The organism is Mycolicibacterium vulneris, from assembly GCF_002104765.1.
Lineage (GTDB): Bacteria > Actinomycetota > Actinomycetes > Mycobacteriales > Mycobacteriaceae > Mycobacterium > Mycobacterium vulneris.
The window spans coordinates 59,534-80,448 of sequence record NZ_NCXM01000006.1 but is presented as its reverse complement, the minus strand read 5'-3'; the positions used below and the strand labels follow the sequence as shown (position 1 = coordinate 80,448).

Sequence of the window (20,915 nt, the reverse complement as noted above, 5' to 3'; positions counted from 1 at the left end):
TCATAGGCCGAGATCGCGTCCGATGATGTCCTTCATGATCTCGGTGGTGCCACCGAAGATCGTCATGATGCGATTGTCCATATAGTCGCGCGCGACGCGGTATTCCGTCATATAGCCATAGCCGCCGTGCAACTGCACGCAGCCATCGATCACCTTCTTGGCGGTCTCGGTGCACCACCATTTTGCCTTCGATGCCTCAACTGCGGTGAGTTCCCCGTCCACTACCGCCTGGAGGCACCTGTCGATGTATTGCTCACCGATCTCGAGCTCGGTGTCCATCTCGGCCAACAGGAATCGGTTGTGCTGGAAGCTGCCGATCGACTGGCCGAAAGCCTTGCGGTCCTTGGCGTATTGCAAGGTCTGCCGCCAGGTCTCGCGTGCGCCGGCGATGGCTGAGATGGCGATGGACAACCGCTCCGACGGAAGGTTGTGCATCAGGTGATAGAAGCCGCGTCCCTCTTTGCCCAGCAGGTTCGCCGATGGCACCCGAACGTTCTCGAAGGCTAGCTCGGCGGTGTCCTGGTAATGCAACCCCATCTTTTCGAGCTTGCGGCCGCGGCTGAAGCCCTCCATGCCCGCCTCGACCACGAGCAATGTGAAGCCCTTGTGGCCGGCCTCGGGGTCTGTGCGGCATACCACCACTACCAGATCGCAGTTGATGCCGGATGAGATGAATGTCTTGGCGCCGTTGATGATCCAGTCGTCACCGTCGCGGACGGCCGAGGTGCGGATCCCGGCCAGGTCGCTGCCCGCGCCAGGCTCGGTCATCGCTACGGCGACGATCAGTTCGCCGCTGATGATGCCCGGCAGCCAGCGCTCCTTCTGCTCATCGTTGGCCAACGACGAGAAGTACGGGCCCACAACGTCGTTTTGCAGGCTCAACGACGGCGACGGCCCTCCGTATCGGGCGATCTCCTCGTCGATGACCGCGTTGAACCGGAAGTCGTCGACTCCCCCGCCGCCGTACTGCTCGGGCATGTTGAACCCGATCAACCCGTATTTGCCAGCGGCGACGAACGCCGAGCGGTCGACGATGCGGTCGGCTTCCCAACGCTCGGCGTTTGGCACGAGTTCACGCTCGATGAACTGCCGGACCGTCTCGCGGAATGCCTCGTGCTCCGGCTCCAGAACGAGTCTTTTCATGTGGTGATCTCACTCTCCATACAGTCGTCGCATTTCTTCACCGACTTTGCCAGAAACTCGCGAAACGACCTGTGCTCCCCGCCTTCGCAGATCGGCATCCGGGATCGGCAGCACAACAGCACCGGTCGCCTTCGACGGCAGCAACACCTTGGCGGTGCCTCGCGTGGTGGTTTCGCCCCGCTGGCTGGTGGCGAAGACGTCCAGCGACACTGGGTCTTCAGCCCCCTCGCCCTTTGAGGTGACCGTGCCAGTGCAGCGGTGCACGTCTCCGTGGTAGTTGAAGCCGCGTAGTTGCAGATCCATCTCAGCCAGCCAGCCGTCGTCACCGGTCCAGTTGGTCAGCAGGTGGCTTACCCACGCCGCGCGCATCTGACCATAGTCGTACGGCGCCGGAATACCAAGTGCCTGAGCGCGTTCGGCATCCCAGTGCAGTCGTTGCACGACGTCGGGGACGCCATACTCATCCGGCTGGTAGAAAGCGGGCATCCGCTTGCGTAATTGGTGGGCGAATTTCAGCGGCCCCACGCCATAGCCGCCCCAGCCCCACCCCATGTGCATCGAGATGATGTCGACGACAGTCAACGGGCCCTTGATGATTCCGGGGAGTTCGTCGCCCACCGAGACGTCCTCCCACCACTGGGGATCAGCGCCTCGCCGTTGCTCTGCCTCGTACTCTTCCTCGACCTGGGCGAACTCCTCGGGAGTCCAGTGCTTGCGCGCGATGTCCTTAAGCTTCCCGGACTTCTTCGAGCCGTGACGCTCGGCGTTGATGTAGGACTCGTCGCGGGTCGCGATCGGGTTGCCGTCGATGTCGACGTAGAGGTAACGGAAGGTTTCCTTGACCGAACGCCCACCGGAGAATTCACTTTCCTTCACCTGGACGTCGAGGGTGTAGTTCTCCGCTAAGACCGGCCTGCCCGCGTAGATCGGGCGGTACCACGTCCACTTCACCCCCGAGTAGTACTTGCCAGTTCCGCGAAACAGACCGCGGAACAGCTTCTTCCGCTCCGGATCGGTGAACTTAGGGGTCTGATCCAGGCCCGTCGCGATCGGGAAGGTCGGCGATGCGATCTGTCCGTGCCAGCGTGTCGACGGCCCGTACGTCGGGTCGTGGAACAACGGGTTGTCGTCACCGCAGCCGAAGGCGAAGTGCGTGATGGCGTCGGCCGACGGCAGCTTGTTCCACGCTTCGTCGCGCTGGTGAACGGGAATTCCGATCTGCCCTTTGGCGCGTTCGATGTCCTCGTCGGTGATGCGGCCCTCTTCGGCGGCCGCGTCGGCGCTGTGCTTTTCTGTGGTGGTCATCGGTCCTCCTAGAACTTCAGCATTGCGCCGGCGTCGACCTTGAACTGCAGGCCCGTGACATACCGGGATTCGTCCGAGGCCAGAAAGCAGACCGCGTTCGAGATATCCGAGGCTTCGACGTAGGGGGTGGGCATCGCCTGCATGGCGGGGAAGGCCAGCAGGGCGTCGTCGCGGCTCGGCGCCTCGAGGTCTGGTCGGAACTGCCGGTACATCGGCGCACTGTTGAGCATGTCGGTGTTCACGTTTGTCGGGTGAATAACGTTGGCGCGGATGGATTGTGGGGCGAGCTGTGCGGCGAGCTGCAAGGTATAGGAATCCACCAGCTGCTTGGCGTAGCTGTAGCCCGCGCCGCCCGGGCCCTGCGGGCCGCCGGCGCCGGGGGGCTGGGCGGCTGCGATGAGGCCGGCGACCGATCCGGTGGTGATGATCGACGCGCCGGACGTCAGGTACGGCAGCGCGGCGTGGACGGTGTTGATGACGCCGACGAAGTCGACGTCGAAGGCATCGGCGAAGGCCTGAACCGGCAGATGAGCGCCCAGTGGGCAGATGCCGGCATTGGCAACTACCACGTCGAGTTTGCCGAATTCGGCGACCGCGTTCGCGAGTTCGCGGCCCACGACCGCCCGGTCTCGCACGTCGACCTCGGCGGTGTAGGCCTTGCGGCCGGTCTTCTCCACCTCCAGACCGGCTTCCTCGAGATCACGCGATGTCGCCAGTGGGTATTCGTTGGTCTCGATGTCGTGACAGATGTCGAAGAGGATGATGTCAGCGCCCTCCTCGGCCAGTTTGACGGCGTGGCTGCGGCCCTGACCGCGGGCTCCTCCGGTAACCAGAACCACTTTGTCCTGCACTCGACCCATTTCAGCGTGCCTTCCATACGGGTTGACGCTTCTCTGCGAAGGCCAACGGACCTTCCTTGGCGTCCTCAGACTTCAACAACTCGGTGAATTCGCGAATCGTGCGTTCCCACTTGGGTTCCTCGGCGCCGATGATCCCGTCGTCGGCACCGTAGGCGATCCGCTTACTGGCTTGTACCGACAGTGGCGCGTTACAGGTGATCCGCTCGGCGAGCGCCAAGGCGGCTTCCACGACGGTGCCGTCCGGCACGACCTCATTAATCAGGCCCCACCGCAAGGCGTCGGAGGCTGTCATCGGCTCACCTGTCAACACCAACTCCAACGCGACCTTGCGTGGCAGCTGCTCGACGATCCGGAACACGCCGCCCGCACCCGCGATCAGGCCGCGTTTCACCTCAGGAAGTCCGAAACTCGCACTCTCGCAGGCGATCACCAGATCGCTGGCCAAGGCGAGCTCTGAGCCGCCGCCGAGCGCGGTGCCGTTCACTGCGGCGATGGTGGGTTTGTCGATGAAGTGGTGCACGTAACCGGCGAAGCCCCATTCAGGGTGCTCCGCGTGGTAGAGATTCTCGCCGCGAGAGACGGCCTTGAGGTCTGCTCCGGCACAGAACGACTTCTCGCCGGCACCCGTAAGGACGACGGCCCGCACCTCGGGATCGCGCTGCGCCGCTTCGAGTGCGTCACCGACGGCCGTGCTGACCGCGCCGTTGACGGCGTTGCGCGCATCTGGCCGGTCGATGGTGATGAGCGCGACGTTGCCCCGCCGCTCGACGACGGCGGCTTGGCGGGTCACCTCTGTCAGGGTTTCAGCCATAATGTCTCCTTCCGATTGGATTGGCAGTGCCGGAGTTTCAGCCTGCGGCGGCCGGTTGACCGATCGGCACGCCAAGGTCCTCGAGCAGTGCGATTAAACGCCGACGATCGACCTTGAGTGCCGCTCCACGAGGCAACTCGTCGACGACGAAGATGCGGGCGGGCACCTCATAGGGCGTCAGTGTGGCCCGACAGTGTTCCCGGAGCGCCTCGCCATCGGCGGCGGCGCCTGGGCGCAATTCAACTGCGGCAACCGGAATCTGGCCCAACCGCTGATCCGGCATGGGCGCGACGGCGGCATCTGCCACCGCCGGGTGCGCACGCAATGCGCGGACGACCGTCTCCGGGGACACCTTGAAACCGCCGCGCACGATCACGTCGTCCGCGCGGCCGTCGATGTAGAGGAAATCATCTTCATCGAGATGCCCTAGGTCACTGGTCGTGATCCAGTCTCCGGCGCCGCCGGCCTGCAGCGTGGCAACCTGCAGCCTGCCGGTGACCCCCCGGCTGACCGCGGCGCCATCGTCGTCGACGACCCGCAACCGCACACCGGGAAAGGCGCGTCCGACGCTGCCCTTCTTGTCGGCCCACCGCGAGTGGAAGTCCTTCACCGTCCATCCGGCCACGGCGCCGGAGAATTCGGTCGCGCCATAGACGACGAGGATCGGGATGCCGTAGCGCTCGAAGAACGCATCGACCAACGCTGGGTCGACGGGACTGGTACCCGCATTGATGGCTCGGATGCTCGCCAGGTCCTCCCGCGGAATGTCGGAGTCGAGCACCGATCGCATGGCCGCCGGGGGCAGCCCTGCCACCGCGGGCCGATACTGCTTCACCACGGCGTGCCAACCCGGCACCGTGAATCGATCGAGCATCGCGATCGGCCGGGCCGCGACCAGTGACTGCAACAACGACCAGAGCCCGCCAATGTGCACGATCGGCAACGTCACCAGGCCGACCGCTCCGGTCAGCGGCGGCTTGGTTCTCACTTCCGGACGATCGTTGTGCCGCAACGCCGAAGCCAGGGAGGCCTCGAGCTGCGCGCGGGTCAGCGGGATGCGCTTCGGGGCACCCGTCGTGCCCGAAGTCAGCATCTCGATGGCTACCGCTGGATCGCCGCTCACCGCTTCCGTCGTGCCCCGTACCTGCAGGTCGAGTTCGCCGTCGTCGAGCCTCCAGCCGGTCGCCCCGAGATCGGCGACGACGCGGTTGAACACCTCGTCGGACCACAACGCGGCAGGCGCAAGGACGAAGGGAGCGGCGGACGCCCCGAGGTCGTCGCTCAGCCGGTCCGGCGGCTGGAGCGGGCTGATGGTCACCAACGTCCGTCCGCCCCGAAAGATGGCGATGAGCGCCGCGACAGACTCCATTCGATTGGATAGCACGACGGCGACTCGGCCGCCGGTCTGACACCCGGCGGCGGTCAGTTCCCGGTCGATCCGCTCGGTGAGTGACCGAACGGAACCCCAAGACGCCCAGCGTCCGTCGCACTCCAACATGCGGTCGTCGTCGTCGGCGTCCCAGAGCCGTCCCAGCGCATCGTCAATGCTCGTCATCGTGACTTTCCGGATCGACTTCCGCGGCGGATAGCCGTTCTCCTGAAACTAGTGGACATGGTTTACTAGGTCAACTTTGTGAAAGGTTTTGCGATGGACTTCGGCTTGACGGACGAACAGGATCAACTCGCCGCGGCGGAGCGGGCCTGGCTCACCAAAAACGACCCCATCGCCAGGGTCCGCGCGACGCTGGACTCGGCTGCGGTCACCGTCGATCCTGCGGCGGTCGCGCATGCGGCGGAATCGGGTCTTCTGGAGCTGCTCACTCCCGAAATGGGCGGCACCCATGTGGATCTCGCCATCCTCGCCGAGGAGCACGGATACGCGGCCAGCTCGCTCCCGGTCGCGGATCTCAATATCGCGGCCTGGCTGCTCGACCACGTCGACTCGCCCGCCGGAGACGGCGAACTGACCGGATTGACGCTCGGTCCCGACGCCCTTCTTGATAGCGATGCGCTGGGGCTGGCTGGTATCACCCGTCCGGTGCCGATGGCCGCCGATATGGACTCCATCGCGGTGGCGGGCCACGTGGACGACGGCGAGTACCTGGCGGTCCTGAATGCCCCGACGCTGTCGGGCATGTCGACGCTCGACCTGAGCCGTTCGTGGGCACGCGTGGACCTCGACGCGACGATCGCCGACTGGACGCGGCTGCCTGCCGGCACGCTGGCCCTGCTGCGCGACGCTTTGGCGGTGCACCGGGCGTTCGACGCATTGGGCGGGGCGGCCCGACTGCTCGACATGACGGTGTCTTACGCCAAGCAGCGGGAGCAGTTCGGCGCGCCGATCGGGTCGTTCCAGGCAGTCAAGCATCACTGCGCCGACATGGCAGTCGCGGTGGAGGCCGGCCGGGCCACGCTGTGGGCCGCGGCGCTCGCACTGGATACCGCGTCGGCCGCTGCCCGGTCCCGGGCCGCGTCCGCGGCGGCGGCGTACACGAAGTCCGCCGCCGCCAAGGTGGCCGGAACGGCGCTGCAGGTGCACGGCGGCATCGGCTTCACCTGGGAACACGATCTGCATCTGTTCCTGCGCCGGATCAAGGTCGACGAAGCCTTCAACGGGAGCGTCGCCGAACACCGCGCGGCGCTGCTCACGGCTTGACATTCAGCGCCGATCCCGCGGCAGCGCCAAGCCCCGCTCGGCGATCAGGTTGCGCATGATCTCCGAACTGCCGCCGGCGATGGTGTAGGCCCGAGCGTACAACCACTCGTCCTGCCAGCGACCGCCGTCGAGAACGTCCGGGTCGCCCTCCACTAAAACGCCTGCCTCGCCGCCGAGTTCGACTGCGAAGCGTGCCATCTCGAGATTCAGCTCGCTGAACATCAGCTTGGCCATCGCGCCGTCGTGCATGCGCTCGGTGCCACGCAGCCAACGCGTGAGATTGGCGTACGTCAGCGCGGACAGCGCCTCCACCTCGGCGCTGAACTCGCCGATCCGATCACGAATACGGTCGTTGTCGATCGCGAGGCGACCGTCGACGGTGACGTGCGAGGCGAGTTGCACCAATGCCTCAATGGCCAGCCTCAACTTGACGACCGCGGCGCCCACGCTGGTACGTTCATGCCCCAACGTGGCGTTTGCGATCGCCCAGCCCTGTCCCGGTTCTCCGATCATCGCCTCGGCCGGCACCTCGACGGAATCGAAGAAGACCTCGTTGAAGTCCGAGGTGCCGGTCAGCTCGCGCAGCGGGCGCACCGTGATGCCCGGGCTGGACATGTCGAGGATAAACGCACTGATGCCCTTGTGCTTGGGGGCGTCGGAATCGGTGCGCGCCAACAGATATCCGTAGTCGGCCCAGTGTCCGTCGGTGGTCCACACCTTCTGCCCGTTGACGGTATAGGTATCACCGTCGAGAACAGCGCGGGTACGCAGCGACGCCAGATCGCTTCCTGCACCGGGCTCGCTGAACAATTGGCACCACAGCTGTCGACCCGCGCGGATCTCGGGCAGATGCCTGCGGCGCTGGTCATCGGTGCCGCAGTGGATCAGCGCATGCGATGCCAGCGCGTTACCGCTCGGCACCCCCGGCACCGCGGCCCGGGCCAGCTCCTCGCCCACCACGATGGCGTGTTCAGCGGAGCGGTCATCGCGGCCGCCGAACTCCACGGGCCAGTCGGCGCCGACGTAGCCGGCTTCGAACAGACGCGCCGTCCAATCCTGAAGCGCCTTGAGCTCGGCTTCATTCTCAGCGCTGCGCACGCCCGCCCGCGGCGGTATGGGCGGTGCATGCTCCGCAATGAAAGCCCGCACCTCCGCGCGAAAGGCCTCCAGTTCGGGACCCATTCCGTATTCCACGTTTCCGTCTTCCTGTTGATTACGAACGTCTCAGCGCCTCAACGTTATTCGGAGCGCCGTTGTCGGTACGGCGCCAACAGTTCGCCGGCCGCCCGGTCTCGCAGCGCGTCGGCACGGCCAACCAACACGGAGTTGGCCCGAGCGCGGCGCAGCAGCAAATGGATCGGGTGCTCCCAGGTGAAGCCGATGCCGCCGTGGATCTGCAACGCACCCTCGGTGGCGGCGACACCGGCATCGAGGGCGGCCGCGGCGGCCAAATCCGCCAGGTAACCCGACTCCTCGAGGTCGGACTCGACGGCCTCGAGGATCTGGCTGCGGGCGCCCTCGAGTGCGACCAGCATGTCGGCGCACCGGTGCGACACGGCCTGGAAGCTGCCGATGGGGCGGCCGAACTGATGCCGTTCGCGTGCCCACTGAACGGCCATCGCCAGCGCGCGCGACGCAACCCCAACGGAATCCGCGGCCACGGCCAGGGCCGCCCGGCGGCGCGCCGCGGCCAACATCCGAGGCACATCGGTTCCGTCGGCCAGCACCTCCCCCGCCGCCCCGCTGAAGGTCACCGCGCCGACGGTGCCGGTGAGGTCGAGCGGCTGCTGGGCCGTCACCTCAACGCCGTCGGCGGACGCGTCGACGGCCACCAATACCTCACCCACCCCGGCTGCGACGCGAGCCAATGCCACGAGCACCTCGGCGTGTGGTGCTCCCGCCACGATCGGGACCACACCGGAGAGACCAGTTCCGTCCCACTCGGGCAGCTCGGGGCCGCTGGTCACCCAGCCGCTGTCGTTGACGGGTACGGCGAACGCCGCCGTTGCACCGCCCGTGATTCGCTTAACCAAAGCCTTTGCGCCGCAATGTAACGCGACGTCGAGCCCGATCACGGTCGGGACAAGCGGCGCCGGGGCCAATGCCTTGGCGGCCTCTTCGACGGCCGTGTACAGCAACCGCGGTCGGGCGCCGGCGCCGCCCAAGGTTTCATCGACAGCAAGGCCCGGTAGGCCGAATTCGACGAGCGCCGACCACACTTCGGGCTCGGCCGCATCGACGGGACGCTTGCGGTCGAGCAATGCTGCTTCGTCCACTTTGGCCTGCAGTGTCGCCGCCAGCACCTCGCGCAGCTCGCGTTCATCTTCCTCGGGCACGGTGAGCGGGTCGCCGGGCGTGACGGCCGCTTCCCGGGTGCCCTCGCCGCGGTGTGACGGCAGCCCGAGCACGCTCTCGGCGATGGTATTGCGTTGGATCTCCGCGGTGCCCGCACCGATCGTGGTCGCACGGCTCATCAGATAGCCGAACGTCCAACGCCCCTTGTCGACGGCGTCGGGTGCGCGGCTGCCCAGCGCCGCATAGGGACCGGCCGCGCGCAGGGCGAGCGCATGCATGTGCTGCTCAAACTCCGACTTCACCAATCGGTTCACCGACGCCATACCGCCGGGATCCTCGCCGCGCAGAACCGCGGCCAGCGCGCGGGCGCTGTTGGCTGCGATGGTGCGGACCCCGGATTCCAGCCGAGCAACGTCCTGGCGGACCAGCGGGTCGTCGTCAAGCCGTTGTGCGACGACAAGGTCGATCACCCGGTCGGCCGTGCGCCGGTACTTGAACTCGTCGGCCAGAAAGGCGGTGGCACGCTCGTGGCCCAGCGATGTGCGCATGATCGACCACCCCGCGCCCTCGTCGCCGACCACATTCTCGACGGGCACCGCGACATCGTCGAGGAAGACCTCGGCGAAATGCGCCGCGCCGCTGATGTCGCGCAGGGGACGCACGGTGATCCCGGGGCTCTTCATCGGGATCAAGAGATAGGTGATCCCGTCCGATGGTTTGCCCCCCGACCCCGTCCGCACCAGCGCGAACATCCAGTCGGCGCGATCGGCCATCGTGGTCCACACCTTCTGCCCCGTCACCCGGTACACGTCGCCGTCGCGGACCGCGCGGGTGGACAGCGACGACAGGTCACTGCCCGCCCCAGGCTCGGAAAACCCTTGACACCAGAACTCATCCGCGCGCAGCAGCGGTGTGAGGAAGCGATCCTTCTGTTGCTGGGTGCCGTGCGCGATGAGCGTGGGGGCGAGGATGAACGACAGCGGACACGGATGCGGTGGCACACCCGCATCCGTGGTCATCCGGTAGTAGTCCAGCTGATCCGCCAGCGATAGGTCGAGTCCACCGACCTCGCGGGGCCACCCAGGCGCAGCCAGCTGGTGGTCGACGAGTTCGGCGTGCCAAGCGCGGGCGAACTCGATCCGGTCGGGTTCAACGCCCGACCGAGCGACGTCGGCCTGACGACGACGAAACTCGGCGAGCAGCAACTCGAGACGCGGCCGCCAATCAGCAGTCTGCATGGCACTCCACAAAGTCAACTTGGTTAACTATGTCTGGAGTGTGCCGGTTAATGCAGCCGCTTGGCAAGCGCGCCCGTCAGCCGTCTTCGAGAATGAGAGCAAGCTCGGGGCATGCCGCTACCCCGTCGCGGGTGAGCTGCTCGTCTTCCGGTCGCACCTCACGCTCCCCCAGGATGGAGTAGCCGGAGTCGTCGATCGGGAACAAATCCGGGTCGACGGCGTAACACTGGGCATGGCCCACGCACTTCGACTGCTCGAGCCGAACCTTCATACGACCTCCTCCGCTCGACCGTCCAGGCGTACGGTCTCATCCAAGTTTTCAGCATAAGGCTAAAGCTTTAGCTATTTCGACACACCTCTAGTCCACACTTATTCTGACACTTGTGTCGATACATATTCCTGACTCATATCGCAGAGTCAGTGGATATTTGTGGCGATCAACCGGGCTATGTTCCACTTGGTTCTGACATCTATGTTCGATAGGAGCTGCAATGACAGTCGCGCTCAGCGATGAAGAGACCATGCTGGTCGAAACCGTGCGGGCCTTCGTCGACCGCGACGTCAAGCCCACGGTCCGCGCAGTCGAGCACGCCAACGAGTACCCGGAAGCGTGGATCGAGCAGATGAAGCGGATCGGAATCTTCGGGCTTGCCGTGCCCGAGGAATACGGCGGTTCACCGGTATCGATGCCCTGCTATGTGAAGGTGACCGAGGAGTTGGCCCGTGGCTGGATGAGCCTGGCCGGCGCGATGGGCGGACACACCGTAGTCGCCAAGCTGATCTCGTTGTACGGCACCGAAGAACAGAAACAGAAGTACTTGCCACGCATGGCGAGCGGGGAGATGCGGGCCACGATGGCGCTCACCGAACCTGGTGGCGGCTCCGACCTGCAGGCGATGACGACCACCGCACGAGCCGAGGGCAACGAGCTGGTGATCAACGGCGCGAAGACCTGGATCAGTAACGCGCGTAGGTCCGGCCTCATCGCACTGCTGTGCAAGACCGATCCACAAGCCGAGCCACGCCATAAGGGCATCTCGATAGTCCTGGTCGAACACGGTCAGGGTCTGACCGTCTCACGCGACCTGCCCAAGCTGGGCTACAAGGGCGTGGAGAGTTGCGAGCTGTCGTTCGACCAGTGCCGCGTACCGGCCTCGGCGATCCTCGGAGATGAACCAGGCAGAGGATTCGCCCAGATGATGAAAGGCCTCGAAACGGGCCGGATTCAGGTTGCATCGCGGGCGCTAGGGGTGGCGAGCGCAGCACTGGAAGACGCGCTGAAATACGCGCAGGAGCGGGAGAGCTTCGGCCAACCGATCTGGAAGCACCAGTCGGTCGGCAACTATCTGGCTGACATGGCCACCAAACTCACCGCGGCGCGCCAACTCACCCGCTACGCCGCAGAGAAATACGACAGCGGTGAGCGATGCGACATGGAGGCCGGGATGGCCAAGCTGTTCGCGTCGGAGGTAGCCATGGAAATCGCGCTCAACGCCGTCCGAATTCACGGCGGCTACGGCTATTCCACCGAATACGACGTCGAGCGCTACTTCCGCGACGCACCTCTCATGATCGTCGGCGAAGGCACCAACGAGATACAGCGCAACGTCATTGCCGCACAGCTGGTCTCGCGGGGCAAACTCTAGACGCCGGCGAGTTGCCGATCGACCGCACCCACCCGCGGGAAGTTGAGCATCCGGCGGGCGTTCTCCTCGACGATCAGCCTGCACTCGTCGTCGGGTACGTCGGCAAGGACCTCGGCTGCCCGCTTGCGCGAGTTCGGCCAGTTGGAATCGCTGTGCGGGAAGTCGATCTCGAGCATGATCCGGTCGATGCCGATGCTGTGCCGGTTCGTCAGGCCGTGCTCGTCGTCGATGAAGCATCCCCAGAAGTGCTTGCGGAACAGATCCGAAGGCCGGGTGTCGAAGTCAATCTTCTGGTAGTAGCGGTGCCGCTCCCACACGTAGTCGGTTCGCTCGAGGATGTAAGGCACCCAACCGATGCCGCCCTCAGCGAGCGAGATCTGGAGATCCGGGAACTGCTGCAGCTTGCCGGAGAACAGCAGGTCGACCGTGGACCACATCAGGTTCGTGGAGAATAGTGCCGTCGCGACCGCGAACGGTGCGTCGGGCACCGCCATCTGACCCGGGACCGGCTTGATCGTCGAGAACGAGAAACCCGGCACGAACGAGCCGGACCCGAAGTGCAGCGACACCGGCATCTTGGCGTCTGAGCAGACCCGCCACAAGCCGTCCCAGTGATCGGAGTGGAATGACGGCAGACCGAGCGGCACCGGGCTGTCCGGGAACGAGATCGTGCGCGCACCCTTGGCGGCGACGCGCTCTGCCTCGGCCACACATGCGTCGATATCCCATGTCGGCAGGATCGCCAGCGGGATGTAGCGCTCGGGCGCCACCGCGCACCACTCGTCGATGTAGAAGTCGTTCCACGCCTTGACGCACAACAGTGCCAGGTCCTTGTCCTCGGCACGCTGGAACGTGCCGCCGCCGAATCCCGGGAACGACGGGAAGCACAATGCCGACTGCACACCGTCGAGGTCCATGTCGGCGACCCGCGCGACGGGGTCGTAGCAGCCCGGAATCATGTCCTCGTAGCGGACGGGATCCATGCCCCACTCCTCGGGCGGTTTGCCGGCGACCGCGTTCAGGCCGATGGTCGGGAAGACCTGACCGTCGTAGTGCCACAGATGCATGCCGTTTTCCTCGACGATGCGCGGGCCCTGTTCGAGGTATTTCTGCGGCAACCTGTCCTGCCACACGCGTGGGTGCTCGACCAAGTGGTCATCAACGGACACGATCTGGTGGTCATCCTGAAGCGGCATGATGCTCCTTCGCATCTGACGAGCGGTCGTATTTTTCTGACATATCGTCTTGTTTTCTGACGGTTCGTCTCACAGACTATATGACACATGCCACATTCGTCCAGCAGTTGAGAGGCGCGACATGGAATCCACGGACCGACCCGCCGAAGACGCAGGCCGGAACAAGGTCGATGAAGACGACCACGACCTGTTGACCTTCGGCGAAGCGGGCGAACGACTGCGCCTGGAAATCGCCGCGGCTGCGCGAGAGGTGCAAGGCCTGCAGCAATCCGGGCCGGTCGAGGCGCTCGAGAAGGCCCAGGCCCGCCTCGATGCACTGCGGTCCGCTGCAGCCCGCAACAGCGCGCAGCCCATCAACGACGCCAACTTCGAGAAGTTCTTCGGCTATCCGGGCAAAGCCAAGCGCAACCTGCCCGGAGCGCCGTCGGCCCGATGAGCGTGTCGGCGCGTACGGATAATTCACACATGGCTCGCACTCCCGACAAGTTGCGGCGCTCCGGCTATGCCCCCGCCGCCAATCACGGTGTGGGACGCCGCGGCCTGCACACCCGCGAGCGCATACTCGGATCCGCCGCGGAAGTGTTCCTGGCCAACGGATTTCACGCCACCTCACTTGACGCCATCGCGAGGGCGGCCGGCGCCTCTCGTGCGACCGTGTATCAATACTTCGCGGGCAAGGAAGAGATCTTCCGCGAACTGAGTGCGCTGGCCGAACGCGATGTGCTGGCACACGGTAAACACCTCGGTGAACTCGGCCCGACAGTCGACGGAGTGGATGCGCTGCACCGTTGGCTCGTCGCATGGGCGGATATCTACGACGCCCACGCCGCGGTGTTCGCCGAGTTTCCGGGCATCGGCACGGCCACCGGGTTGGCCGTCATCGATGCCAGCTCGGCCGCCGCCCAGTTCCATCAGACCGTCACCGATCGGCTGCGGCGGACACGCCTGCGGGATCTGGAAGCCGACGATGCGGCCGCAGCACTCGGGCGGATCCCCCACATGGTTCACCTCTACCGGTACCGGGACATGCTCCCTTTGCCCGCTCGCGCGACCGTGACGTGGTCGTTGACCGGTGCATTGCAGCTGATGCTGTTCCCCGAGACCCCAGCCGACGTGTTGCAGGTGGTAGCACCGGCAAGAGACGGATGCGCACGAACCACGCCCCGCGCCCTCGACTATGCCGCGGCGACACCGGCGGCCGTCGAGGCGTCGGGATCGCCGATTCCGCAGGATGTGCTGTCGGTCAGTTCGGCGTTGTTCGCCGAACGCGGCTACTACGCCATCGGCATGGAGGAGATCGCGGCCGCCGCCGATGTCAGCCGCGCGACCTTGTACCGGTACTTCAGCACCAAGGACAAGATCCTGGCCGAACTGACCCGCCGAGCGGTCGCCGAGATCGAGAAGCACGCCGCCGCCCTGCCTGCCAAGGCCGCGGATTCGCTGACCGAATGGATGCTTGGCTACGTCCGATTCCATCGCACCTACCGCGGCGTGATCCGGGCGTGGTTCGACGGCACGGTCGCAGAACAGCTCTCCAACGCCGATGTGGACCACGGTATTGGCGCGATTTTCCAGGCGGTTGCCGCGTTGTTGTCCACCGTCGACCTGCCGCCCGGCATCGACGCTGACGTGGCAGGCGCGGTGTTCGTGGCGGTCCTGGGCCGGATGTCCGAGCCGACGGGGGCTAGCGGACCGAACAGCGACGAGCAGGCCGCTGAGTTGATGGTCAAGCTGTTGCGCCGTTCGCTCCTGCGTGAAGCGTGAACACAGGAGCTCAGCCGGCGGCGGCCTTCAGCTCGGCGCGCAGTCGCTTCTTGTCCACCTTGCCGCTGGCCAGTACAGGAAGATCGGCGACCAACACCAGTCGACGAGGCACCTTGTAGCGCGCCAACCGCTGCCGGACCCCCTCTTGCACCATTTCCAGCGTCGGCGACGCACCGCCGCGCGGCACCACAACGGCGCAGACCGCCTCGCCCCACTTGTCGTCGGGCACCCCGACGACGGCGCAAGCGGCCACCCCGTCAACCGCACTGACCGCATCCTCGACCTCGGGCGAATAAATATTCTCCCCGCCGCTGATGATCACGTCCTTCTTGCGGTCCATCAAATAGAGCAGCCCGCGCTCGTCCAGTCGACCCATGTCGCCGGTGCGACACCACCCGTCCCGCAGCGTCGCCTGCGTCGCCGCCGCGTCCTGCCAGTAGCCGCGGAACATCGAGTCGGACCGCACGACGATCTCACCTGCCTGCCCCACGGGCAGGACGCCACCGTCCGCATCGACCACACGTACCCGGGTGTCGGGAAATGGGAAGCCAACCGAGCTCAGCCGCTCGGCAGCGTTGGGGTCGTCGAGGATGTGCAGTTCCCGTGGCAGTCCAGAGACAATGACTTCCGTCTGTCCGTAAAGGTTGAGGAAACCCGCGTCCGGCAGAACGGCGAGTGCCCGCCGCAGGATAGCCGCGGTCATCGGCGCGGCCGAATAGACCACCGTGCGAACCGATTCCACCGCCAAGCGATCACTCACCTCATCGAGGAGCGCCCTGAGCATGACCGGCGCCAGATGCAGCACCGTGATGCGCTCGTCGGCGATCAGCCGCACCGCATCGGCCGCGTCGAACTGTTGCTGCAGCACCACGGTTCCGCCTCGAGCATGCAGCCCACCGATAATCCCGAGCGCACCGAAGTGGAACATCGGCATGTTGATCAGCCCGCGATCGGCGCTGCCGCAACGCATCTCGTTGTTCATGGTGAATGCGACCCTGCGCATCTCTCGCTGTCCGAGGATGCAGCACTTGGATGCGCCGGTCGTGCCGCTGGTGAACAGCAGGTACGCGATGTCGTCGGGCCGGGCCACGAACTCGTGCTCGCCGCTACGGCCTTCCTCCACAAATCGTTCGTAGCCCGTGATCCCCTGCGGAGCTTGTCCGCCGATGACCACCAACATCGGTGGCGACGGCATATCCGCGATGAGATCGCCGATCACCGGCACGAACTCGGCGGCGCAGAACACGATCGACGGGGCGACGCGCCGCAGCGCATCATCCATCTCGGGAGGCGAAAGCCGAAAGTTGATGGTGGCCATGATAATTCCGCCGAGTTGGGCGGCCGCGTTCAGTTCGCCGAACTCGATGCTGTTGCGGCTCAACACTGCGATGCGGTCCTGGCGCCTCACCCCTGCCGCGGCCATCGCCGACACCAATCGGACCGCCCGGTCCCATAATTGTGCGTGGGTCACGGTGCGCTGGCCGTACCGGTAGGCGACGACGTCGGGAAAGCGGACTGCGTTGTCGGTCACGATGTCACCGAGCGTCATGTCGTCGACTTCGGCCCTCGACATGAGTTACCGGCTACTCAGCAGCATCGATCCAGCCACCGGCCCGCCGCCCACACCGACTGCCACCACCTCGGGGGTGCGGGGCGCCTGCCGATCGCCGCCCTCGCCCCACAACTGCACACATGCCTCGTGCAGGAAGCCCATTCCGTGCAGTCGCCCGCCGGAGAGTTGACCGCCGCTGGTGTTGATCGGCAGCGAACCGTCCAGTGCGATAGACGAACCGTCGCCGACGAATTCGCCGACCTTGCCGTGCTCGCAGAAGCCCATCGCTTCCAGCCACATGACGGTCAGGAAGGAGAAGCCGTCGTAGAGCTGGGCCATGTCGACATCGGCGGGAGTCAGGGTGGTGTGCTCCCACAGCGTGGCCGCCGAATCGTGCGCCGCCATCGTGGTGATGTCGCCGCGCTGATCCCAGGTCGCCCGCTCGAACATCCCGGGCCCGACGGACTCCACCGTCAGCGGGTGTCGCGGCAGGCCGTTGGCGGCGTCACGGCGCGACACGATCACGGCGGTGGCGCCGTCGCAGGGCACATCGCAGTCATAGAGGCACAGCGGCTCGGAGATCATCCGCGCACCGAGGTAGTCGTCCATCGTCATCGGTTCGCGATAGACCGCATCGGGATTGAGTCCGGCATTGGTGCGGGCGTTGATCGCGATGCGGCCGAGGTGCTCGCGCGTCAGGCTGAAGTCGTGCATGTAGCGCTGGGCGGGCATCGCCAGCCAGTTCGCCGCCGACAGTGCGCCAAAGGGCGCCGTCCATTCCAGGTGCGGGGGCAATTCCCCGCCGCCGAACAGCACCGAGGCCCGACCGCCGCCGGCTTGTTGCGCGGCGGTGGATTCCCATACCGACCGGTAGACCACGACGTGGTTGGCCAGCCCGAGACTGACCGCCATGCACGCCTCGATCGCCGGGCCGATCTGCCCCGCTGTCTCCATCGCGGAGACGTACCAGCGGGTGCGCAGTCCGAGTGCGTTGCGGACCTCTTGGACGGTCGCTCCGGAGAACCCCGCGTCCGGCACACCCGGTCCCGGGTAACTCGCGATCCCGTCTACGTCGTCGACGCTCAGCCCGGCGTCGGCGATCGCCCGCAGCACCGCCTCGAGGGTGAGGTCCAATCCCGTCCGGCCCAGCCTGCGGCCGACCTGCGACTTACCCGCTCCGGTCAGGACGGCCTTGCCGTCGAACGGACCACCGGTCACCATACGAACCGCGCGATCAGTTCGGCCACGGCGGCCGGTTTGTCGACTCCATCGATCTCGACGGTGTGTCGCACGGTCAGGTTCACGGTATCGTCGGCGACCTTGGTGGCGTCGGCGAGCTCGGACCGGACTCGGATGCGGCTACCGGCGGTGACCGCGGACAGGAATCTCACCTTGTTCAGGCCGTAGTTGATGCCCATCTTGGCGTTCTCGACGCGGTAGTTGTCCTTGCTCACACCGGGGATGAGCGAGAGCGTGAGAAAGCCGTGCGCGATCGTTGCGCCGTAAGGACTTTCGGCCTTGGCCTTCTCGACGTCGACGTGGATCCACTGATGATCCATCGTGACGTCGGCGAAGGCGTCGATCCGGCTCTGGTCGATTTCCACCCACCGGCTGACGCCCAGTTCCTCACCGATCGTCGCGAGTGCATCGTCCACGGACCTGATCATTTTCACCGCTGCTCCCAACGTCGCCTGCGCCGATATACCGATATCTATTTAACGGTATAGACTGGCCTCGCTCGTCGGGCAAGCAGCCCGTCAACTCTAACGATCTTGGGAGACACATGGCCACCACCACGTCCCGCGCAGCGATCGTGGCCGCTGCCCGCACACCGATCGGAACGGCGCGCAAGGGCACGCTGGCCAACATGCCCGCGATCGAGCTCGCCAAACCCGTCGTGCAGGCCGTCGTCGAACGCTCCGGACTGGACGCGGCGGACTTCGACGACCTGGTGCTGGCCGAGAGCATGCAGGGCGGCGGCGACAGTGCCCGCTACATCGCGGTGGCCCTCGGCATGCTCGACATTCCCGGGCTCGCCGTGAACCGCCAGTGCGCATCGAGTCTTTCGGCCATCGCCGTGGGCGCCGGGCAGATCGCGTCCGGGATGAGCCGCGCCATCCTGGCCGGCGGTATGGAGTCGCTGTCGACCGGCCCAATCATGCAGAAGCGCAAGCTCTTCACCGCAGGCAAGTCGCCCGAGGACTACGCGCAGTGGTTCCCCGAGTCGCATCCGCCGACTGCGGAAGCGCCCGCCATGGACATGTCCATCACCGTCGCGCACAACTGCAACCTTCAGTACGGGATCACCCGCGAGGACCAGGACAAGTGGGCGCTGCGCAGCCATCAGCGCGCGATCAGGGCCATCGACACCGGGGCGTTCACCGACGAGATCATCCCGCTCCAGGTGCCCCAGGCCGACGGCAGCGTGATTACCTTCGCCGAGGACGAGCATCCACGGCGCGGGAGTTCGATGGAGTCGCTTGCCGGGCTGAAGGTGCTGCATCCTGAGATCGAAGGCTTCACCGTGACGGCAGGAAACTCCTCCGGGATCAACGATGCCGCGGCAGTGGTCGCGCTGGCCAGCCCGGACACCCAGCAGGAAGTGCTGGCAAGCGTGCTGTCCTGGACACAGGTCGGACTGGACCCGACGCGGACCGGCAGCGGGCCGATCAAAGCTATCCCGAAGGCGCTCGAGTTGGCGGGCCGCAAGCTCGAGGATGTCGCACTATTCGAAATCAACGAGGCGTTCGCCGCTCAGGCGGTGGCGTGTGCGCGCGAACTCGGTCTCGACGAGGAGATCGTCAACGTCTACGGCTCGGGCATCAGCCTGGGCCACCCGATCGCCGCAACCGGCGCCCGCATGGTCACCTCGGCGATCTACGAATTGCGCAGGCGCGGTGGGGGTATCGGCGTGCTGTCAATGTGCGCCGGCGGTGGTATGGGTGCCGCGATGGTCATTGAGGTGGCCTGAGATGACCGCACTGATCACCGAGGGACTGTTCCGGGTCGACGGCGGCCGTGCGGTGCTGTTCGCGTCGCGCAGGCGTTCGTCGGGTGCGGTGAAGTTCCCTGCAGAGCGGCCCGAGCTGTTCGACGGCGACTCCGACATTCAGCAGGACATCGAGCCGATCGAATTGTCCACCGCGGGAACGTTGTACACCTATACGACGCAGGAGTTCCCGCCACCGCTACCCTACAAGGGCAATCGGGATCCGAAAGTGTTCCAGCCGTATGTGGTGGGCTTCGTCGAGCTGGCCGAGGGCGTGCTGGTGGAGACGCTGATCGTCGACGCGACTGCCGACGAACTGCGCATCGGCCAGCGCCTGGTCTCGACCACCACCACCCTGGAGACCGCCGACGGTCAGTCGCTGCTGACGTTCGCGTTCCGACCGGCCGAGGAGAGTTAGAGTCCATTCGGTGACGGACCTGGGCTCTCCGCAATTCGGGCTTCATCCCCTGCACGGCGTGCACGAACCCACGACCGGCAATCCGCCGCGCCGGCCGCGATCCGCGCGCCGGACCACCTCGATCGACATGACCCGCGACGAGGGCTCGCTGGATCCGGTGTATCTGAGTGGGCGGGCGCGCGATCTGTGGACAGCCGGCGACGAAACGGCGACCGAACTCGGCTCCGCGACACTCTCGGCCACCATCGAGCTGGTCGCCCGCGTCGTCCGTCACGTCGAGGTGACGCCAGCCGTCGCCGCGATGTCCCGGCTGGCGGGCGCGCCCGCGATGAGCGGGTTTCGCGCGGCGGCCGACAAGGTGGCTCCCGAGCTGCGGCAAGCCCGCGATCTGCGCTATACGCTGCTCGACGACGTTCCGGTCGCGACGCTGATCTCCGGCCACGCGCTGTCGGCATCCAACCTGCTCGGCGACGTCGCGAAGTCCGGATACTACCTGCCGGTCGCAGACCAGTGTGCGGGTTTCGCGACCGGGGGTCTGCTAATGACGTCCTTCGAGGCGGGCGATCCGGTGATCGTCACCGGCCCGGCGGCTCCCGACCTCGACCACGGCCAAGATCCTGGGGACCCCTGGGCCTGGCACGAAGTGGCGGCCTTGCCGCGCCACGCCATGCGCCGTAGACGGCGCGTCGACGTCTATGAAGAGAGCGCTCGGCGGGTCGGCATCGATGCGATGTTCCGCGACACCTACGTGCGCGGTGACGGGGTGGAGACGATCATCCACGAGTACACCCTGGACGCCGTCGTGGACACCGAGACCGGCGTCATCGTCGATTCGCGGGCCACACCGCGCGTGCTGCCGTGGCAGGAATGCCCCGGAGCCGTCGCCAGCGCTGCGCGAATCACCGGAATGACGTTGCAGGAACTGCACTTTCGTGTGCGTCGAGAACTATCGGGCACCAGTACGTGCACCCACCTCAACGACCTGCTGCGCAGCGCCGCCGACGCTGAGGCGTTGATACGCCTAGTGAAAGCAGCCTGAGCG

At 65.9% G+C, this 20,915-nt stretch carries 19 protein-coding genes; 7 read left to right on the top strand and 12 right to left on the bottom strand.

The features are described 5' to 3' along the window. The 5 genes from B8W69_RS07515 to B8W69_RS07495 are packed head-to-tail and all read right to left on the bottom strand — an operon-like array spanning position 1 to position 5,674. The gene (locus B8W69_RS07515) at positions 1-1,143 is read right to left on the bottom strand and encodes an acyl-CoA dehydrogenase family protein (protein WP_009953806.1); all 1,143 of its coding nucleotides are present in this window, start codon (positions 1,141-1,143) and stop codon (positions 1-3) included. Between the two features lie 9 nt (positions 1,144-1,152). Then, a complete protein-coding gene (locus B8W69_RS07510) occupies positions 1,153-2,448 on the bottom strand; it encodes an FAS1-like dehydratase domain-containing protein (RefSeq protein WP_009953803.1) in 1,296 nt (431 codons plus the stop codon). Between the two features lie 8 nt (positions 2,449-2,456). Continuing rightward, positions 2,457-3,308: a mycofactocin-coupled SDR family oxidoreductase gene (locus B8W69_RS07505; RefSeq protein ID WP_085289252.1), complete on the bottom strand. Its 852-nt coding sequence runs from the start codon at positions 3,306-3,308 to the stop codon at positions 2,457-2,459. 1 nt (position 3,309) lies between these two features. Continuing rightward, on the bottom strand, positions 3,310-4,119 hold the full coding sequence (locus tag B8W69_RS07500; protein WP_014379527.1) for a crotonase/enoyl-CoA hydratase family protein: 810 nt from the start codon (positions 4,117-4,119) through the stop codon (positions 3,310-3,312). A gap of 37 nt (positions 4,120-4,156) precedes the next feature. Then, on the bottom strand, positions 4,157-5,674 hold the full coding sequence (locus tag B8W69_RS07495) for a class I adenylate-forming enzyme family protein (protein WP_085289251.1): 1,518 nt from the start codon (positions 5,672-5,674) through the stop codon (positions 4,157-4,159). Between the two features lie 93 nt (positions 5,675-5,767). Between B8W69_RS07495 and B8W69_RS07490 the strand changes: the two genes are divergently transcribed. Then, positions 5,768-6,775: an acyl-CoA dehydrogenase family protein gene (locus tag B8W69_RS07490; RefSeq protein WP_085289250.1), complete on the top strand. Its 1,008-nt coding sequence runs from the start codon at positions 5,768-5,770 to the stop codon at positions 6,773-6,775. Positions 6,776-6,778: 3 nt separating this feature from the next. Here the strand turns inward: B8W69_RS07490 and B8W69_RS07485 are convergent, their stop codons facing one another. The 3 genes from B8W69_RS07485 to fdxE form a co-directional block, all read right to left on the bottom strand. Further along, a complete protein-coding gene (locus B8W69_RS07485; RefSeq protein WP_085289249.1) occupies positions 6,779-7,969 on the bottom strand; it encodes an acyl-CoA dehydrogenase family protein in 1,191 nt (396 codons plus the stop codon). Positions 7,970-8,013: 44 nt separating this feature from the next. After that, positions 8,014-10,308, bottom strand: a complete 2,295-nt coding sequence (locus B8W69_RS07480; protein ID WP_085289248.1) for an acyl-CoA dehydrogenase family protein — start codon at positions 10,306-10,308, stop codon at positions 8,014-8,016. Positions 10,309-10,384: 76 nt separating this feature from the next. Further along, positions 10,385-10,579 carry a ferredoxin FdxE gene (fdxE, locus tag B8W69_RS07475; protein ID WP_009953795.1) on the bottom strand — a complete coding sequence of 65 codons (195 nt, stop codon included), beginning with the start codon at positions 10,577-10,579 and terminating at the stop codon, positions 10,385-10,387. Between the two features lie 220 nt (positions 10,580-10,799). On the opposite strand from fdxE, the gene B8W69_RS07470 reads away from it, so the two are divergent. After that, positions 10,800-11,954, top strand: a complete 1,155-nt coding sequence (locus B8W69_RS07470) for an acyl-CoA dehydrogenase family protein (RefSeq protein ID WP_085289247.1) — start codon at positions 10,800-10,802, stop codon at positions 11,952-11,954. Here B8W69_RS07470 and B8W69_RS07465 read toward each other — a convergent pair. Beyond that, positions 11,951-13,150 (bottom strand): amidohydrolase family protein, encoded by a 1,200-nt coding sequence (locus B8W69_RS07465; RefSeq protein WP_009953793.1) that lies wholly within the window; start codon positions 13,148-13,150, stop codon positions 11,951-11,953. The two genes, B8W69_RS07470 and B8W69_RS07465, sit on opposite strands and share 4 nt — an antisense overlap. 121 nt (positions 13,151-13,271) lie before the next feature. Here B8W69_RS07465 and B8W69_RS07460 point away from each other — a divergent pair, with 121 nt between their 5' ends. Together B8W69_RS07460 and B8W69_RS07455 are read left to right on the top strand one after the other, a co-directional pair. Next, complete coding sequence (locus B8W69_RS07460; RefSeq protein WP_009953792.1) at positions 13,272-13,586, top strand: hypothetical protein; 315 nt, start codon at positions 13,272-13,274, stop codon at positions 13,584-13,586. A gap of 29 nt (positions 13,587-13,615) precedes the next feature. Beyond that, the gene (locus B8W69_RS07455) at positions 13,616-14,914 is read left to right on the top strand and encodes a TetR/AcrR family transcriptional regulator (protein WP_085289246.1); all 1,299 of its coding nucleotides are present in this window, start codon (positions 13,616-13,618) and stop codon (positions 14,912-14,914) included. A 10-nt stretch (positions 14,915-14,924) separates the two neighbouring features. On the opposite strand, the gene B8W69_RS07450 is transcribed toward B8W69_RS07455, so the two are convergent. The 3 genes from B8W69_RS07450 to B8W69_RS07440 are packed head-to-tail and all read right to left on the bottom strand — an operon-like array spanning position 14,925 to position 18,139. After that, positions 14,925-16,487, bottom strand: a complete 1,563-nt coding sequence (locus B8W69_RS07450) for a class I adenylate-forming enzyme family protein (RefSeq protein ID WP_085289245.1) — start codon at positions 16,485-16,487, stop codon at positions 14,925-14,927. Between the two features lie 3 nt (positions 16,488-16,490). Beyond that, positions 16,491-17,687, bottom strand: a complete 1,197-nt coding sequence (locus B8W69_RS07445) for a thiolase family protein (RefSeq protein ID WP_009953788.1) — start codon at positions 17,685-17,687, stop codon at positions 16,491-16,493. Further along, complete coding sequence (locus B8W69_RS07440; RefSeq protein ID WP_009953787.1) at positions 17,681-18,139, bottom strand: MaoC family dehydratase; 459 nt, start codon at positions 18,137-18,139, stop codon at positions 17,681-17,683. The genes B8W69_RS07445 and B8W69_RS07440 overlap by 7 nt, the downstream gene beginning before the upstream one ends. 110 nt (positions 18,140-18,249) lie before the next feature. Here B8W69_RS07440 and B8W69_RS07435 point away from each other — a divergent pair, with 110 nt between their 5' ends. From B8W69_RS07435 to B8W69_RS07425, 3 genes are read left to right on the top strand one after another with little or no spacing between them, the layout of a single operon-like run. Further along, complete coding sequence (locus tag B8W69_RS07435) at positions 18,250-19,437, top strand: thiolase family protein (RefSeq protein WP_009953786.1); 1,188 nt, start codon at positions 18,250-18,252, stop codon at positions 19,435-19,437. 1 nt (position 19,438) lies between these two features. Further along, positions 19,439-19,873, top strand: coding sequence for a Zn-ribbon domain-containing OB-fold protein (locus B8W69_RS07430; RefSeq protein WP_009953784.1), 435 nt, complete (start codon positions 19,439-19,441; stop codon positions 19,871-19,873). A 10-nt stretch (positions 19,874-19,883) separates the two neighbouring features. After that, complete coding sequence (locus B8W69_RS07425) at positions 19,884-20,912, top strand: DUF2889 domain-containing protein (RefSeq protein WP_085289244.1); 1,029 nt, start codon at positions 19,884-19,886, stop codon at positions 20,910-20,912. The last annotated feature ends 3 nt before the right edge of the window (positions 20,913-20,915 follow it).

What these genes read in the sequence shown, in the direction of transcription:
- B8W69_RS07430 (WP_009953784.1), top strand. Translation starts at nt 19,439, where the DNA reads ATGACCGCACTGATCACCGAGGGACTGTTCCGGGTCGACGGCGGCCGT.
- B8W69_RS07500 (WP_014379527.1), bottom strand. Translation starts at nt 4,119, where the DNA reads ATGGCTGAAACCCTGACAGAGGTGACCCGCCAAGCCGCCGTCGTCGAG.
- B8W69_RS07445 (WP_009953788.1), bottom strand. Translation starts at nt 17,687, where the DNA reads ATGGTGACCGGTGGTCCGTTCGACGGCAAGGCCGTCCTGACCGGAGCG.
- B8W69_RS07480 (WP_085289248.1), bottom strand. Translation starts at nt 10,308, where the DNA reads ATGCAGACTGCTGATTGGCGGCCGCGTCTCGAGTTGCTGCTCGCCGAG.
- B8W69_RS07505 (WP_085289252.1), bottom strand. Translation starts at nt 3,308, where the DNA reads ATGGGTCGAGTGCAGGACAAAGTGGTTCTGGTTACCGGAGGAGCCCGC.
- B8W69_RS07455 (WP_085289246.1), top strand. Translation starts at nt 13,616, where the DNA reads ATGGCTCGCACTCCCGACAAGTTGCGGCGCTCCGGCTATGCCCCCGCC.
- B8W69_RS07495 (WP_085289251.1), bottom strand. Translation starts at nt 5,674, where the DNA reads ATGACGAGCATTGACGATGCGCTGGGACGGCTCTGGGACGCCGACGAC.
- B8W69_RS07515 (WP_009953806.1), bottom strand. Translation starts at nt 1,143, where the DNA reads ATGAAAAGACTCGTTCTGGAGCCGGAGCACGAGGCATTCCGCGAGACG.
- B8W69_RS07470 (WP_085289247.1), top strand. Translation starts at nt 10,800, where the DNA reads ATGACAGTCGCGCTCAGCGATGAAGAGACCATGCTGGTCGAAACCGTG.
- fdxE (WP_009953795.1), bottom strand. Translation starts at nt 10,579, where the DNA reads ATGAAGGTTCGGCTCGAGCAGTCGAAGTGCGTGGGCCATGCCCAGTGT.
- B8W69_RS07465 (WP_009953793.1), bottom strand. Translation starts at nt 13,150, where the DNA reads ATGCCGCTTCAGGATGACCACCAGATCGTGTCCGTTGATGACCACTTG.
- B8W69_RS07490 (WP_085289250.1), top strand. Translation starts at nt 5,768, where the DNA reads ATGGACTTCGGCTTGACGGACGAACAGGATCAACTCGCCGCGGCGGAG.
- B8W69_RS07435 (WP_009953786.1), top strand. Translation starts at nt 18,250, where the DNA reads ATGGCCACCACCACGTCCCGCGCAGCGATCGTGGCCGCTGCCCGCACA.
- B8W69_RS07510 (WP_009953803.1), bottom strand. Translation starts at nt 2,448, where the DNA reads ATGACCACCACAGAAAAGCACAGCGCCGACGCGGCCGCCGAAGAGGGC.
- B8W69_RS07450 (WP_085289245.1), bottom strand. Translation starts at nt 16,487, where the DNA reads ATGTCGAGGGCCGAAGTCGACGACATGACGCTCGGTGACATCGTGACC.
- B8W69_RS07460 (WP_009953792.1), top strand. Translation starts at nt 13,272, where the DNA reads ATGGAATCCACGGACCGACCCGCCGAAGACGCAGGCCGGAACAAGGTC.